General features: G+C 62.2%; 15 protein-coding genes and 2 tRNA genes. 7 read left to right on the forward strand and 10 right to left on the reverse strand.

The genetic code is table 11. The features are described 5' to 3' along the window. Positions 1 to 72: 72 nt before the first annotated feature. Complete coding sequence (locus ACWBU6_RS00600) at positions 73 to 423, reverse strand: nuclear transport factor 2 family protein (RefSeq protein ID WP_452646963.1); 351 nt, start codon at positions 421 to 423, stop codon at positions 73 to 75. 91 nt (positions 424 to 514) lie between these two features. Between ACWBU6_RS00600 and ACWBU6_RS00605 the strand changes: the two genes are divergently transcribed. Then, complete coding sequence (locus ACWBU6_RS00605; RefSeq protein WP_452646964.1) at positions 515 to 1,360, forward strand: hypothetical protein; 846 nt, start codon at positions 515 to 517, stop codon at positions 1,358 to 1,360. Positions 1,361 to 1,405: 45 nt separating this feature from the next. Then, complete coding sequence (locus tag ACWBU6_RS00610; protein WP_452646965.1) at positions 1,406 to 2,023, forward strand: hypothetical protein; 618 nt, start codon at positions 1,406 to 1,408, stop codon at positions 2,021 to 2,023. Here the strand turns inward: ACWBU6_RS00610 and ACWBU6_RS00615 are convergent. Further along, positions 2,016 to 3,275, reverse strand: coding sequence for a glycerate kinase type-2 family protein (locus ACWBU6_RS00615; RefSeq protein WP_452646966.1), 1,260 nt, complete (start codon positions 3,273 to 3,275; stop codon positions 2,016 to 2,018). The genes ACWBU6_RS00610 and ACWBU6_RS00615 overlap by 8 nt on opposite strands. Continuing rightward, the gene (locus tag ACWBU6_RS00620; RefSeq protein ID WP_452646967.1) at positions 3,272 to 4,543 is read right to left on the reverse strand and encodes an MFS transporter; all 1,272 of its coding nucleotides are present in this window, start codon (positions 4,541 to 4,543) and stop codon (positions 3,272 to 3,274) included. Before ACWBU6_RS00620 ends, ACWBU6_RS00615 begins: the two co-directional genes overlap by 4 nt. Positions 4,544 to 4,608: 65 nt before the next feature. Between ACWBU6_RS00620 and ACWBU6_RS00625 the strand changes: the two genes are divergently transcribed. The 3 genes from ACWBU6_RS00625 (at position 4,609) to ACWBU6_RS00635 (ending at position 6,993) form a co-directional block, all read left to right on the forward strand. Next, complete coding sequence (locus tag ACWBU6_RS00625) at positions 4,609 to 6,720, forward strand: S9 family peptidase (RefSeq protein WP_452646968.1); 2,112 nt, start codon at positions 4,609 to 4,611, stop codon at positions 6,718 to 6,720. Positions 6,721 to 6,821: 101 nt separating this feature from the next. Continuing rightward, positions 6,822 to 6,897, forward strand: a tRNA-Val gene (locus tag ACWBU6_RS00630). Positions 6,898 to 6,916: 19 nt separating this feature from the next. Further along, positions 6,917 to 6,993: transfer RNA gene (locus ACWBU6_RS00635), tRNA-Asp, on the forward strand. Between the two features lie 211 nt (positions 6,994 to 7,204). Here the strand turns inward: ACWBU6_RS00635 and ahpF are convergent. Next, positions 7,205 to 8,785, reverse strand: a complete 1,581-nt coding sequence (gene ahpF / locus ACWBU6_RS00640; protein ID WP_452646969.1) for an alkyl hydroperoxide reductase subunit F — start codon at positions 8,783 to 8,785, stop codon at positions 7,205 to 7,207. A 98-nt stretch (positions 8,786 to 8,883) separates the two neighbouring features. Further along, positions 8,884 to 9,447: an alkyl hydroperoxide reductase subunit C gene (gene ahpC, locus ACWBU6_RS00645; protein WP_057265746.1), complete on the reverse strand. Its 564-nt coding sequence runs from the start codon at positions 9,445 to 9,447 to the stop codon at positions 8,884 to 8,886. Between the two features lie 169 nt (positions 9,448 to 9,616). Between ahpC and ACWBU6_RS00650 the strand changes: the two genes are divergently transcribed. Next, positions 9,617 to 10,498, forward strand: coding sequence for an AAA family ATPase (locus ACWBU6_RS00650; protein ID WP_452646970.1), 882 nt, complete (start codon positions 9,617 to 9,619; stop codon positions 10,496 to 10,498). Between the two features lies 1 nt (position 10,499). After that, entirely contained in the window at positions 10,500 to 11,060 is a 561-nt protein-coding gene (locus ACWBU6_RS00655; protein ID WP_452646971.1) for a type I restriction-modification system subunit M N-terminal domain-containing protein, read from the forward strand. 25 nt (positions 11,061 to 11,085) lie between these two features. Here ACWBU6_RS00655 and ACWBU6_RS00660 read toward each other — a convergent pair whose 3' ends face one another. Genes ACWBU6_RS00660 through ipdC form a run of 5 tightly spaced genes read right to left on the reverse strand, consistent with a single transcriptional unit; the run spans position 11,086 to position 15,436 of the window. Next, a complete protein-coding gene (locus ACWBU6_RS00660) occupies positions 11,086 to 11,451 on the reverse strand; it encodes a putative zinc-binding protein (protein WP_452646972.1) in 366 nt (121 codons plus the stop codon). Beyond that, positions 11,444 to 11,908 carry a ubiquinone anaerobic biosynthesis accessory factor UbiT gene (gene ubiT, locus ACWBU6_RS00665; protein WP_452649637.1) on the reverse strand — a complete coding sequence of 155 codons (465 nt, stop codon included), beginning with the start codon at positions 11,906 to 11,908 and terminating at the stop codon, positions 11,444 to 11,446. The genes ACWBU6_RS00660 and ubiT overlap by 8 nt, the downstream gene beginning before the upstream one ends. A gap of 8 nt (positions 11,909 to 11,916) precedes the next feature. Next, positions 11,917 to 12,804, reverse strand: coding sequence for a U32 family peptidase (locus ACWBU6_RS00670; RefSeq protein ID WP_452646973.1), 888 nt, complete (start codon positions 12,802 to 12,804; stop codon positions 11,917 to 11,919). A gap of 2 nt (positions 12,805 to 12,806) precedes the next feature. Beyond that, positions 12,807 to 13,805 (reverse strand): ubiquinone anaerobic biosynthesis protein UbiU, encoded by a 999-nt coding sequence (gene ubiU, locus ACWBU6_RS00675; RefSeq protein ID WP_452646974.1) that lies wholly within the window; start codon positions 13,803 to 13,805, stop codon positions 12,807 to 12,809. Then, complete coding sequence (gene ipdC, locus ACWBU6_RS00680) at positions 13,802 to 15,436, reverse strand: indolepyruvate/phenylpyruvate decarboxylase (protein WP_452646975.1); 1,635 nt, start codon at positions 15,434 to 15,436, stop codon at positions 13,802 to 13,804. Before ipdC ends, ubiU begins: the two co-directional genes overlap by 4 nt. Positions 15,437 to 15,476: the final 40 nt, after the last annotated feature.

Raw genomic sequence — 15,476 nt, forward strand, 5'->3', positions numbered from 1 at the left:
AAGACAGGATGAAGTCCAACACACCGCTGTTCACGCTTTCCGTGTGGGTGATGAACATAGCATGCGCCCGTGTTACCGTGCAAAATAGTCGATAAAACCGGTGACGCTACCCAGGCGGCCATCTGCCGCGATCACTGCGAAGTCCGTGCCTTTGGCGACCGGTTCGCTGCCAGGCGCGGCCAGCGTCCACGAGAAGCGCAATACGTCGTTGTGGGCCTCCGGGGTGCCCGCCAGTTCGAAACGATGCCCTGGAAAATGGCCTTGGGCACCGGCGATCATCTCATCGATGGCAGCGTGGCCGGCGCCTTGCATCAAGGGGTCCTTGTAGCTGGCTTGCGGGGCGAATGCGGCGGCTACCCGGGCCAGGCGCTGTCCGGCGTCGCGTTCATTCCAGGCGGCGAGGTATTGTTCTACGATTTGCATGGTGTTCTCCTTTCATTGATTGGGTGACCCTATTGTCAACAAATGCGCGCCGTGGGACGATTACCTCCCAGGTAATCGAACAGGATTTCGTATGACGCTCCATCGCGCACTAGCCTTGCTTTCCCTGCTGGCCGCCTGCACTGGCGTGCAGGCAGACTGCCCGGCGGCATTGCCGCTGAAGGGCGTACTCAGTGTCGATAACTGCTATCCGATGCGCGAAGGTTGCGTACCCGCCGCGGAGGCCCTGTACCAATACACCACCGCCATGCCGGATGTGGGCGACGAGGTTCTCAGGATCAGCATGCATGGCAGTCCCTGGCATCTGTACGGCCCCGACTCCCGCATCATGACCATCGAGGACCTGGCCGGGATCGTCAGGCAGCAAGGCAGCAAGATCCGCGAGGTGGTCCTGATGTCGTCATGGAGCGGCGCCGCCCCTGGCAAGAAACACAAATCGTTGGCGCAGCAGCTGTCCAATGCGCTGGGCGCCATGAAGGTGCGCGGGGCCGATGGTTTCCTCTGGTACGACAAGGACGGCAAGGTCACCGTCACGCAGCAGGCATTCACCGTCTTCGCCACGGGACCCTATGCCGTCAAAAAAGAGGAAAAAGTGATGGCGTCGCTCGCCGCAGGCTGGCATGCGCAGTTTGAGGAAGCGTATGCAAAGCAAGGCAACGCCGACGGCTTGCTGCGCGCCGGTGTCGGCCACGAAGCGTTCAGCCTTTGCCCCGAGCGCGCCTGGAAGGCATTTGACGCCGCTGCCGCCCTGGGCAATCAGGTCGCAGCCTATAACGCCGCCGTCCTGAGGCTTGAGCGCGGCGCGCGCGGCGACCGCGAGGCGGCGCTGCAGCTGCTCAGGAAAGCCGCCGCAGCCGGCGACCAGCCGTCTGCCGCCCTGCTTGATCAAACAACATTGCACCGCAACGTGAAGCCGTGAGAGGATTGCCGTTCCAGAAGCAGAAATGAAGAACAGGAGTTCCAGTTGAAATCGATTTTGTTTGCGGCCAGCCTGGCCCTTACGACCGCTGCAGCTGCAGCGCCATCGGCATCGGAGAAGGCGGCCAAGCCTGCCGCTGCCCCGAGCCCTGCAGCCGTGCAGGTCCAGACGCGCGATGTGCCGGTCAACCAGTTCATGCAGGGCCGCCTGCCATTCGTGATTCCATTGAATGTGCCGGTACCGGTGGAATACGGACAGGCCAAGATCAAGAAAATTGGCTACTCTTACTGGATGCGCCCGGCCGATGCCGCGACCGCGACTGCAGAGAACCTGCCGACGCGCAATGGCTATATGTACGGCTCGACCGCGACCGACGTCACTTACGATGCCCGTCACCGCATGTTTTACGGCATCGACGATCCGGGCTCGCTGAACAAGCTGCGTGGCGTGGCGAGCAATGTCCAGGTCAAGCAGTTCAAGGAAGGCAAGAATCCGGCTGTGCTGATTTCCATGGTCAGCGGCACGACCGGCCAGCCGGCTTATTTCATGTACATGGCGACTGGCAGGAAGAACGAGACTTTCTTCCTCTCCTTCCGCGCCCCGGACGGACGTCCCGATATCGGCGATGCCGTGTGGGCCAAACTGGCGGCCAGCATCAAATAAGCAGGATCGCGCGGAAGTCGTTCACATTGGTGCGCGTGGGGCCGGTGACCACCAGGTCGCCCAGGGCAGAGAAGAAGGTGTAGCCGTCGTTGTTGTCAAGCAGGGCTTGTGCGTCAAGGCCTTGCGCGGCTGCGCGCTGCAGCGTATCCGGCCCCAGCACGGCACCGGCATTGTCTTCGGTGCCGTCTATTCCATCCGTATCGCAGGCGATGGCCTGTACGCCCGGCGTGCCTTGCAGCGCAACGGCCAGCGCCAGCAGGTATTCCGCATTGCGTCCGCCACGTCCGGTGCCGCGCACGGTGACGCTGGTTTCCCCGCCTGACAGGATGACACAGGGCGGCCGCAAAGGACTGCCATGCTCGATCACACTCTGCACCAGGGCAGCATGCGAAACGGCCACGGTACGCGCTTCCCCTTCCAGCCGGTCGCTCAGTATGAGCGGGCGCAGGCCTTCGGCGCGAGCGGCATCGGCGGCCGCCTGCAAGGCATGCCGGGCAGACGCGATGACGGCCACGCTGTTGTGTTCCAGGCGAGGGTCGCCGGGCTTGGGCGTTTCCTGCGCCGCGTCTTCCAGCACGGCGCGCACAGAGGGAGCGATTTCGATGCCGTACCGTTGCAGGATGCGCAGCGCGTCCTGCGCGGTAGACGGATCGGCCAGCGTTGGGCCGCTGGCCACCACGGCCGGATCGTCGCCCGGCACGTCCGACAGCACCAGCGTCACGACGCGCGCTGCTCCGCAGGCCAGCGCCAGCCGGCCGCCCTTGATCGCCGACAGGTGCTTGCGCACGATATTGATGTCGCTGATCGGCGCGCCGCTGTGCAGCAGGGCTTTGTTGATGTCGCGTTTCTGCTCCAGCGTAATGCCGGGAGCCGGCAGCGACATCAGCGCCGAGCCGCCGCCCGACATCAGGCACAGCACCATATCGTCCGGTCCCAGGCCGCGCACTGCAGCCAGCATGCGCCGCGCGGCAGCCTGGCTGGCGTCATCCGGCACCGGATGGCCGGCCTCGATCACCTCCACCTGTTTGGTCGGCGCGCCGTGGCCGTAGCGGGTCACCACCACGCCGCTGAGGGGACCTTGCCAGCGCCGCTCAACGCCCAGCGCCATGCGCGCCGAAGCCTTGCCGGCACCGATGACGACGGTGCGGCCTTTGGGCGGCGGCGGCAGATGGGCCGCGATGGTTTCCAGCGGGTCGGCCGCGCGCAGGGCCGCGTTGAACAGTTCGGACAGCAGCTCACGCCCAGTCTTCACAACATTTCTCCTTTGCGGCCAACGCACAGCAGCAGCAGCGCGCCGCCCGCCGCCAGGCTGGCCGCCACCAGCAGCATGCCGTTGGCCGTGCTGTGCGTGGCATCCCTGATCGCGCCCACCAGGTAAGGGCTGACAAAGCCGGCCAGGTTGCCCAGCGAATTGATCATGGCAATGCCCGCCGCTGCCGCAGTGCCGCCCAGCATGGCTGTCGGAATACTCCAGAACACCGGGAAGGTGCTGAGAATGCCGGCCGTTGCCACGCTCAAGGCGGCCAGCGCCAGCACCGGATTGCCGGCATAGAAGGTCGACGCCAGCAGCGCCGCTGCGCCGATGAAAGCTGCCAGCCCGGCGTGCCAGCGCCGTTCGCCGGTGCGGTCGGAATGGCGCGCGACCAGGACCATCGCCACCGCAGCGATGCCGTAAGGGATGGCCGTCAGCAGTCCGATATTGAGCACATCCTGCACGCCACTGTTGCGTATCAATTGCGGCAGCCAGAAGCCGACACCGTACAGGCCCATCACGAGCAGGAAGTACACCAGCGCCAGTATCCACACCCGGCCGCTGCCAAACACATGGCGCAAGCGCCACTGCGCCCGTGGCGCGCCGTCGCTTGCCAGCTCCTGTTTCAGCAGCGCCTTTTCCTCGTCGTCCAACCAGGCCGCATCGTCGATGCCGTCGTCCAGCAGTGCGAGTGTCAATACGCCCAGTGCCACCGCCGGCAATCCCTCCAGCAGGAACAGCCATTGCCAGCCGGCCAAGCCGCCGTAGCCGGCGAACTGCGACATGATCCAGCCCGACAGCGGACCGCCAATGACGCCTGCCACCGCGACGCCGCTCATGAAGATGGCGACAATGCGGGCGCGCCGCTGCGCCGGGTACCAGTAGGTCAGGTACAGGATCACGCCGGGAAAGAAGCCCGCCTCCGCCACGCCCAGCAGGAAGCGCATCACGTAGAAACTGGCCGGGCTGCTGGTGAACATCATGGCAGCCGACAGCAGTCCCCAACTGGCCATGATGCGCGCGATCCAGCGCCTTGCGCCGACGCGCAGCATCAGCAGGTTGGAAGGCACCTCGAACAGAAAGTAGCCAACGAAAAAGATACCGGCGCCCAGCCCGTACACTGTGTCCGAAAACCGCAGGTCCGCCTGCATCTGCAGCTTGGCAAAGCCGACATTCACCCGGTCCAGGTAGGCCACCACGTAGCACAGGAACAGGAAGGGCAGCAGGCGCTTGCCGACGCGTGCATACAGCTTTTCGGTAGTGTTCATTCTTGTTGTATTTCCAACTATGGCACCCTAGAATCATTGCACATTTTCCCCTTGGAGCCGAAGAAGTGAGCAAACGCCTTATCACCAGATTGTTGCTGCCCCTGCTGGCCGCACCAGCTTTTGCTGCGGACCTGCCGCAGCCCCCGATCGCCGAAAAAACACAGTGGATGGAAACCCGTCACGGTGAGCAGGTCACCGACGATTACCGCTGGCTGCAGGAAAAAACCAATCCTGCCGTCATTGAATACCTGAACGCGGAAAATAGCTATACCGCGGCCATGACCGAAAGTATCAAGCCTTTTGCCGATACTTTGTACAAGGAGTTCAAGGACCGCACGCAGCCGGTCGACCTGTCGGTGCCGGCGCGCCGCGGCGACTACTACTATTACACCCGCATCGAAGCGGGCAAGCAGTACCAGCTCAATTGCCGCCGCAAGGCCGCAGCCGACGGCAGCTACAACGCCGCCGCGCCGGAAGAAATCATGCTGGACCAGAACGCCATGGCCGAAGGCTTGAAGTTCTTTGCGCTCGGCATGGTGCTGCCCAGCCCGGACGGCAAGCTGCTGGCCTACACCACCGACAATAACGGCTTCCGCCAGTATGAACTGCATGTGAAGGACCTCGCTACCGGCAAGGTCCTGTCGACCACCATGCCGCGTGCCACCACCATCGCCTGGGCCGCCGACAACAAGACCCTGTTCGTGGTGCAGGAAGACCCCACCACCAAGCGCTCCGACCGCGTGTTCCGGCTGCCGCTGGATGGCCAGCCGGAACAGGTTTTCCACGAGCCGGTCGAGCAATTCGCCCTGCAGGTATCCGCCGGCCCGGACAACAAGCATATCTTCCTCGTGTCCGCTGCGACCGACACCACCGAGGTATTCATGCTGCCGGCCAACCAGCCGAAGGGCAGCTTCAAGTCGGTTCTGGGGCGGACCAAAGGCCACCGCTACTTCGCGAGCCACCGCGACGGCAAGCTGTACATCCGCACCAACAAGGATGCCAAGAACTTCCGCCTGGTGACGGCGCCCCTGGCCAATCCGAAAAAGTGGACCGAGATCGTCCCGCACGACAAGGACACCCTGCTGCAGAACGCCATGCTGTTCAAAGGCTTCCTGGCGCTGCACGAGAAATCGCGTGCGCTGAACCGCACCCGCATCTACGATTTCGCCACCAGGAAGTGGCAGACCGTGAAATTCGACGATGAAGTCTATGTCTCGCTGCCGGGCGGCCAGATGGATTACAACGTGACCAAATACCGCATCAGCTACCAGTCGCCATTGTCGCCGCCGGCCATCATCGACGTCGACATGAAGACCGGCGAACGCACCGTGCTGAAAAAACAGGAGGTGGCGGGCGGCTTCGATTTCAGCCGGTACGAGACCAAACGCCTGTGGGCAACCGCGCGCGATGGTGTGAAGGTGCCGCTGTGGGTGGCCTACAAGAAGGGCGTGAAGCTGGATGGCTCGGCGCCGCTGGTGCTGTACTCCTACGGTTCGTACGGCATTCCGCAGGAAGCGACTTTCTCGCTGGTCCGGCTAAGCATGCTGGAACGTGGCGTGATCTACGCGGCGGCGCATATCCGCGGCGGCAACGACATGGGCGAACAATGGCATGACGACGGCATGCTGATGAAGAAGATGAACACTTTCAATGACTTCATCGACAGCGCCGAGTACCTGGTCAAGGAAAAATGGACTTCGCGCGACCGCCTGGCGATCCAGGGCGGCAGCGCCGGCGGCCTGCTGATGGGGGCCGTGGTGAATATGCGCCCGGACCTGTTCAAGGCCGTGCATGCGGCCGTGCCGTTCGTGGATGTGATGAACACCATGATGGACGCCAGCCTGCCGCTGACCACCGGCGAGTACCTGGAGTGGGGCAATCCGAACGAGAAGGCGGCTTACGACTACATGCGCAGCTATTCCCCGTACGACAACATCTTGTTGAAAGATTATCCGGCCATGCTGGTGACCACCGGCCTGAATGACAGCCAGGTGATGTACTGGGAGCCCGCCAAGTACGTGGCCAAGCTGCGCCGCAACAAGACCGACAGCAACCCGCTGCTGCTGAAAGTGAACATGGGGGCGGGGCATGGCGGCTCGTCCGGCCGCTATAACGCGCTGGGCGAGAAGGCCTTCGAAATGGCCTGGCTGCTGGCGCAAATCGGGGTTTCCAAATAATTTTTGAGGTTTTTCGGAAAAAGGCTTGCGCGGCTTTCAAAATCCATCCTATAATGCGGCCTCTTCTGAACGTTGTGACAAACGTTCGACAGTGAAGGCAGGGGCGTTTAGCTCAGTTGGTAGAGCGGATCCCTTACAAGGATTAGGTCGGGAGTTCGACCCTCTCAACGCCCACCAGTCACACTGATGAAGAATTGGAGCGGTAGTTCAGTTGGTTAGAATACCGGCCTGTCACGCCGGGGGTCGCGGGTTCGAGCCCCGTCCGCTCCGCCAATATTCAGAGAGAAGCCCCGAAGAAATTCGGGGCTTTTTTCATTTCTGCTTTCCAAAAACCGGTAAACAGTGTCTGACCCACGGGTCGGACACTGTCAGATCATCCGCCGGGGTTGGGTTGCGCGCTGTTGATCTTCGACGAAAATCAAAGGCTTAGCGCCGTTCGCACACCTGGGGTCAGACCCTTGGGTCTGACCCGGAATTACCGGTTTTAAGCAGCGATCGCCGCCGGCTCATCATCCGCCGAAGAGCGGATCAAGTAATCGAACGAGCCGAGCGCTGCCTTGGCGCCCTCGCCCACGGCAATCACGATCTGCTTGTACGGCACGGTGGTCACGTCGCCCGCCGCAAACACGCCTGTCTCCGAAGTCTGGCCCTTGGCATCCACTTCGATCTCGCCATGCTTGGACAGGTCGATGGTGCCCTTCAGCCACTCGGTATTCGGCACCAGGCCGATCTGCACGAACACGCCTTCCAGGTCGACACGGTGCGACTGGCCGGTCTCGCGGTCGGTGTAGCTCAGGCCATTGACCTTCTTGCCGTCGCCGTGGATCTCGTTGGTCTGCGCCGACTTGATCACCTTCACATTACGCAGGGTCGTCAGCTTGCGCTGCAGCACCGCATCGGCGCGCAGTTCGGCGCCGAATTCGATCAGGGTCACGTGCTCGACGATGCCTGCCAGGTCGATCGCGGCTTCCACACCGGAGTTGCCGCCGCCGATCACCGCCACGCGCTTGCCCTTGAACAGCGGGCCATCGCAGTGCGGGCAGTAGGCAACACCATGGTTGCGGTATTCCTTCTCGCCCGGCACGTTGATTTCGCGCCAGCGGGCGCCGGTCGAAATGATCACGGACCTGGCCTTCAGCACAGCGCCGCTTTCGGTATGGACTTCCTTGATCTTGCCCGGCACGATTTTCGATGCGCGCTGGGTATTCATGATGTCCACGTCGTATTCCTTGACGTGCTGCTCCAGTGCGACCGCGAATTTCTGACCGTCGGTTTCCTTCACGGAGACGAAGTTCTCGATCGAGAGGGTATCCAGCACCTGGCCGCCAAAGCGGTCGGCGATCACGCCGGTGCGGATGCCTTTGCGCGCCGTGTAGATGGCCGCAGCAGCGCCTGCAGGGCCGCCGCCGACGATCAGCACGTCGAACACGTCTTTCTTGCTCAGTTCAGCCGCAGCGCGGGCCGAGGCGCCGGTATCGAGCTTGGCGAGGATTTCCTCGACGTTGGTGCGGCCCTGGCCGAAGTGCTGGCCATTCAGGTACATCATCGGCACGGCCATCACCTGGCGTTCCTCGACTTCTTGCGGGAACACGCCGCCGTCCACCGCCACCACCTTGATGCGCGGGTTGATCACGGACATGGCGTTGAGCGCCTGCACCACTTCAGGGCAGTTATGGCAGCTCAGCGAGATGAAGGTTTCGAAGACGTAATCGCCGTCCAAGTTACGGATCTGCTCGATGACTTTTTCATCCAGCTTGATCGGGTGGCCGCCCACTTGCAGCAGCGCCAGCACCAGGGAGGTGAACTCGTGGCCCATCGGGATGCCGGCGAAGCTCACGCCGATATCGGTGCCTTTGCGGTTGATGTCGAAGGAAGGCTTGCGGGCCTTGTCGTCGCTGCCTGCCACCACGGTGATCTTGCCGTGGCCGGCGGATACGATGTCCTGCAGCAGGGCCGACATTTCCTGCGATTTGGCGGAGGCGTCCGTGTGCGCCACGATCTCGATTGGGTGTACAACGCGCTCCAGGTAGGAGGAGAGTTGGGCTTTCAGGTCTGCGTCCAGCATGGCTATTCCTTTCTGATTAGTCGCTTGCGGTAGGTACCGCTTCAACGCCTCAAGGCGGCCCCGCAGGGCCGCCGGTTGCCTTCAGCAGTGCTGAATGCTTAGATCTTGCCGACCAGGTCCAGCGATGGCTTCAGGGTCGCTGCGCCTTCGGTCCACTTGGCTGGGCAAACTTCGCCTGGGTGGGAAGCAACGTACTGGGCTGCCTTCACTTTGCGCAGCAGTTCAGCTGCGTCGCGGCCGATACCGTTGTCGTGCACTTCCATCACCTTGATGAAGCCTTCCGGATTGATCACGAAGGTGCCGCGCAGCGCCAGGCCTTCTTCTTCGATCATGACTTCGAAGTTGCGGGACAGGGTGCCGGTCGGGTCGCCGATCAGGGCATACTGCACTTTCTTGATCGCGTCGGAGGTGTCGTGCCATGCCTTGTGAGCGAAGTGGGTGTCGGTCGAGATGCCGTACACGTCCACGCCCAGCTTGGCGAATTCTGCGTGGTGGTCTGCCAGGTCTTCCAGTTCGGTTGGGCACACGAAGGTGAAGTCGGCTGGGTAGAACACGAATACGGACCACTTGCCTTTCAGGGATTCTTCGCTCAGGTCAACGAACTTGCCGTTGTGGTATGCGGTGGCCTTGAATGGTTTTACTTGGGTGTTAATCAGGGACATTGTGGTTTCCTCGTGGGTTTGTGAATCAATGAGACGCCAGTTTAAGGCTTCCCCTGGGATTTGGAAATTTGATTGTTCAAATAGACTCAATAGTCTTTGCCTATTGGAACCGCGAAACGCGATCGTTATTATCGCCGTTTGGCCGTAAAACAGGTTGTCTGACCGTCACGTGCTGGCGGTAGCACGGCGTGCAACTGATAGGCAAGCACATGGCGATGGCAGCGTCACGTTCCGCGAGTTGAGCGAGGGTGAACAGCAATTGCTGACCGTTCTGGGCCTGTTGCGTTTTACCGCTGAAGATGAAAGTCTGTTCCTGCTAGACGAACCGGACACCCATCTGAATCCACGCTGGAGTGTGGATTACATCTCGTACCTGAAGCAATTCATCGCCAGCGGTAAGAGACAGGAGGAAACCAGTCACATCCTGCTAACCACTCATAATCCGTTGGCCATTGCCGAACTGGACCGCGAACAGGTGCAGATTCTGCGCATGACCAAGCAGGATGAACATCGGCGAATTGTAGCTTGTTATCCCGAAATGGCGCCAAGAGGAATGGGCTATGCCGCCATTGTGACCAGTGATATGTTCGGCATATCTTCATCGCTGGATCTGCCGACCCAATTGCTATTGGAAACGCAGCGTGCATTCGCAGCCAAGGAGAGACTGACCGGCGAAGAGCAGCTCGAGTTGGATGGCATCAACGCCCAGTTGGATCGACTTGGCTTCCGTTTCTTCCACCCGGATGACGAGTACTCGCGCTACCTACGGTTGCGCAATGAGCTGCTTGTCCAGAAATTTGAGACGGCACAGCCCACCGAGCTAGCAAAGCTTGCGGTGCAAATGCCTCGGGAGGAGCGTGAGGCGCTGGCCAAACGCCTGTTCGAACTCGTCACACACGATTCGAGCCGCGCCCCCGACTTCAAGGCCGTTGCCGAAAGGCTGCGCCGTGCGATAGATCGTGATTCGCCATACAGCGGTGAAATGCACTTTCTGCTCCGTGGACAACGCAGCGATGCACACCCTTGGATACAAGAACTACTAGAGGTCTGAAATGAATGCAAATACCCTTGTCCAGAAAGTTTGGAATTTCTGCCACACACTGCGCGACGACGGCGTGGGCTACGGCGATTACCTGGAACAGCTCACTTACCTGCTGTTTCTGAAGCTCGCACACGAATACGCCCAAGAACCGTATAACCGCGACACCCACATCCCGAAGGACTATGACTGGGCCAGCCTTACCTCGAAGGTAGGCGAGCCACTAGAGTCGCACTACCTCGCCACGCTGCATAAGCTAAGTCAGGAACCGGGTAAGCATTTCACCTTGAAGACGCGTACACTCAAGCTAGATGATTTGAAGGATTTCATTACTTGCTACAATCCAGAAAACCGCCATGAGCGGGTTGCCACGGATCGCTTCAAATTCTTCAATTACGAGGAACTGATGGCACGTGACAAGGCCAGCCTCGACATCTTCTGGTTGAAAGATGACAGCCTCGATAAACTCGAGGACCTGCCGCCGCCGGATGTGTTGCAGCAGGAAATCATTGAGCATCTGGAAGCTGCATTGGCATCATTCCGCGATGTGGCAATCGGATTGCGGAGCAACTGACTACTACTGAGCCAACTGCCAGATTTCATCGAAAAAGCGACCCCTGCTCTTCCCGCGAACGTTGGCGGTGCTTCAGCAACTCGGTAGCGTGGACGGCCAGGATATCGAGGTCGGCGGGATCGCAGTCGGTGTGCATCTTCTGGTCGGGCGTGACGCCCTGCTTCGCCAAGTATTCGCGGGTGCAGGCCAGCGGGCAGCCGTCAATGGCGATAATGGTGTGGCCTGACCGGGCCAGTTTGATCAACGGGGCGACGACGCCGCCCACGCCGACAATACCGGCCATTTCCGCGGTACCGTCGCGGTCAAGACAGATTGCGACGGCGTTGGCCAGTTGCGCCGCGCTGCTGTAGCCGGAGAACGAATACGCCAGCGGCAGCTTCTTGTCAGCCATGGCGGGCGCCGGGCGGGGCCGGAATCCTCGGCAGCAGCTTGCGCCAGTCGAAGGCGCTGGCGTCCAGGCTGTCCAGCGTGTTCTTGAACAGCAGGCCCAGTTCCGTGTCGCCTTCCAGGATCAGGCGGCGGCTGAAGAACAGGGTGTCCGGGTCTTCCTGGCGGCGCGCCATCAACACCAGGTCGTGCGCGCAGGCGCCGATGGTGAGGTCAGGCTCGCTGCCGTGGCGGGCCATTTCGAAGGCCTTGCCCTGCCAGCTGAAGTCGATCGCCAGGCCGGCATCCTCCACCCTTAATCGCAGCCGGCGGGCAAATAGGGCCTGGCGCACGTCTTCAGGCAATTGCGGCGCCAGGATTCGGTTCAGCCCTTGCACAAACAGCCAGGCCGGTGGCTGTGGCGGCAGGCGGCCCAGCAAACGGCCTATGACAGGCGGGATGCGGAAGGGGGCGGTGTTCATTGCAGTATTCATGCTACGCGCTCCATGCCGGGCTGACCGAACCAGAAGCCATCGCAGCTGCCGCCGGGAGCCAGCGGTTCCAGCATCACGGCGGCATGCGGCGCCTGCCATTCGCCGCGGCGCACCTTGTCGAAGGCCGCCACGACTTCCAGCGTATCGCGCGACTGCGGTGAAATGCGCAGCACATTAATGCCCATGTCGGCCATCTCGGGCATCACGCGCACCAGGTTGCAGCACAGGGCGGACTGGGTCTGGATGCCATTCAGCACCAGGAAGGCTTTCTGTTCTCGGGTGTCCATGATCAGGCCATCGGGATAATCGATGCAGCTGAACTGGCAGTCGTCCTTCGGCAGGTTACGGTTGCGGGCGGTCATGCAGCGGGCGGAGAAGGCCAGCGGCATGCGCCCCCAGGCGAACACTTCGCTTTCCATGCCGGCCGGTTGTGTCTTGAGCAGGGTGCCGATGGCGCTGCGGTCCATTTCCAGCGGCGCCACCCAGCGGCGCGCGCCCTGGCGGGCCAGCACGGCCAGCGTCGGCTCGCTGTAGATATTCAGGTGCGGGCCGGCGATAAAGCCGGCGCCTTCCAGGTTGCGCACAGCACCAAAGTCATTGGCTTCCACCAGGAGGTCGCGGTGCTCGCACAGCTTGCGCATGGTGGTCAGCTCGGCACCCGATTCGATCAGGGCTTGCGTGGACAGCACCACTTCCTTGCCCGCGTCACGCAGCAGGGCGGCGATATCGAGCCAGTCCGGCAGGCGCAGTTCGTGGCGGCGCGAGCATACGACTTCGCCGAGGTAGACAATATCGACCGGGCTTTCCGCTATCTGCTGGTAGAACTCGAACATGGTCAGGCGCGGCCAGTAGTACAGCACCGGGCCCAGGGCTAGTTTCAACATACTCATTTCCATTTGCGGTGATAGGCGCCCAGCGTGTGCTGCTGGCCCTCCGCCACGCGGTCCAGGGCGGCGCTCCAGCTTGGGTGGATGGCGAAGCGGCGCTTGCCATCGCCGCAGGCGTCTATGGCGGAGCGCCAGGCTTGCGTCACCTGGGCCACGTAGGCTGGACTGCGCTGGCGGCCTTCGATCTTGATCGCCTTGACGCCCATCTGCACCAGCTGCGGCAGCAGTTCCATGGTGTTCAGGCTGGCGGGTTCTTCGATGGCGTAGTAGGTTTCGCCTTCGACCTCGAAGCGGCCCTTGCACAGCGTGGGATAGCTGGCGTTCTCGTCCGGCTGGTAACGATCGATCAGCACGCCGTTCAGGCGCGACTCCAGGCCTTTCGGTGTCTGCTGCCAGCGCACGGCCTTGGCGGGCGAGCACACGCCGGCCGTATTGGGCGATTCGCCGGTAGCATAGGACGACAACGCGCAGCGGCCCTCCACCATCACGCACAGGCTGCCGAAGCCGAATACTTCGATCTCGGTCTTCACCTGGCGCAGCAGGTGCTCAACCTGCTGCATCGACAGCACGCGGGGCAGCACGGCGCGCGAGATGCCGAACTGCTCGTGGTAGAAGTTGATGGCCTCGTAGTTGGTGGCGGAGCCCTGGACGGACAGGTGCAGGCGCAGGCCGGGATGCTTGCTGCGGGCATACTCCATCAGGCCTGGGTCGGCCAGGATGATGGTGTCGATGCCGGCGCCGGCGGCACGGTCGACTGCCTCGCGCCAGAGCTGCCAGTTGGCCGCTTGCGGATAGGTGTTCAGCGCCAGCAGTACTTTTCTGCCGCGCTGGTGGGCATAGCGGATGCCTTCTGCGATCGCGGCCTCATCGAAATTCAGGCCGGCGAAGTTGCGTGCATTGGTGGCGTCGCGGAAGCCGAGGTAGACGCTGTCGGCGCCATTGTCGACTGCAGCTTTCAGCGCCGGCAGGCTGCCGGCGGGGCATACGAGTTCGATCATGCTTTGGTTCCCTGCAGGCGGCGTACGCCGTTGACGAAGCGGGCCAGGGTGTCCGATTGGCTGCCGCGCGGCAGCATGACTTCCACCAGCTGGAAGCGGCCGCGCTGCTGTAGGGCGATTTCCAGTGCCGCCAGCAGCTCGGCGCGCGTGGTGACGCGATAGCCGTCCCCGCCCAGCGCCTGGGCCATGTCGGCAAAGCGCCAGTCGCTCAGGTCGCAGAAGGCTGATTGTGGCTGGAAGGCGCGCAGCATCTCCCAGCTGCAGTTGTTGAAGATGACCACGATCGGGTCCAGGCCGTAGCGCTGGCAGTTGCCCAGCTCCCAGCCAGTCATCTGGAAAGCGCCGTCCCCCACCAGTACCAGCGGGCGTTCGCCACCGGCTGCTTGCAAACCGAAGGCGGCAGGCACGCCGTAGCCCATCGTCGCGTAGTATCCGGGCGCCAGCAAATCTGTGTTCTCGATATCGAGCGCGGTGAATAGGCAGTCGCCGATGTCGGAAGCGATGGTCATGCGGCCATGCTTGCGCATCATGTCGTTGATCGCGCTGGCCACGTCGCGCGGAACCAGGGGGTTTTCGTCCGCGGGAAGATCGCAAGGATAGGCGGTGCGTTCGCCGCGCAGGGCAGCATCGGCGCGCAGCGGTTTCGCGCGGGCCAGCAGGCCGTTCACCAGTGCTTCCAGCGGAATATCGTGGTAGGTGTGGTAGCCGAGGGTAACGTCGCCGTCCAGCGCCAGCATGCACTTGCGCAGGTCGATGCGTTCGCGCTGCACACCGAAGTTGGTATCGGACAGGATCACGCCCAGCATCAGCAGGGCGTCCGAGCTCTCCACGGCTTCGGTGACTTCCCGCGCACCGGCGACGCCGAGATAGGTGCCGAGCAACGGTGCTTCCGGCTCGCTGGCCAGCAGGCCGCGGCCCATGAAGCAGGTCACCACCGGCACCTGCAGCCTGGTGGCAAGCTGCGCCACCTTGCTCTCCAGGCCGAACCGGCGGATTTCGATATCGACCATCAGCACCGGGCGCACGGCACGCTCCAGGCGGGCCAGCACTTCTTCCACGCAGGCCGCCAGTGCGTCGGCATCATGGACCGGCGCCGGCAATGCGCGCACCCTTGCACATGGCGCGTGCACCATGTCGCGCGGCAGTTCGATGTAGACCGGCCGCGAATGCGTGATCGCACTGCGCAGCACGCGAGCGATATCTTCCGGCGCGCGCTGCGGGTCGTCCAGCACGCACTGGTCGCAGGTGATCTCGCGGAAAATCGCCATTTGCGAATCCAGGTGCTTGACCTGGTGGTGCAGCAGGAAGCCGTTGCGGCGTTCATTGGTGCCCGGCGCGCCGGAGATCACCACCATCGGCACCTTTTCCGCGTAAGCGCCCGCGACGGCGTTGACCATATTTAGTGCCCCCGCACCATAGGTCACCGCCGCCACGCTTATGCGCCCGTGATAGCGTGCCGCCCCATCGGCTGCAAAGCCTACACCCGGCTCGTGGCTCAGCGTATAGAGGGGCAGGACGCCAGATTTCTCAATTTGCTCGAAAAAGGCAATGACGAAGTCTCCTGGGATACCAAAGACTTCACGCGCGCCGTGATCAGCCAGCGCGTGCAAGAGTGAGTTTGCGAGATTCATAGCCGGCATCTTGCGCGGGCGCGACTGAAAAATCCTTGAG

The organism is Pseudoduganella sp. HUAS MS19 (assembly GCF_053615455.1).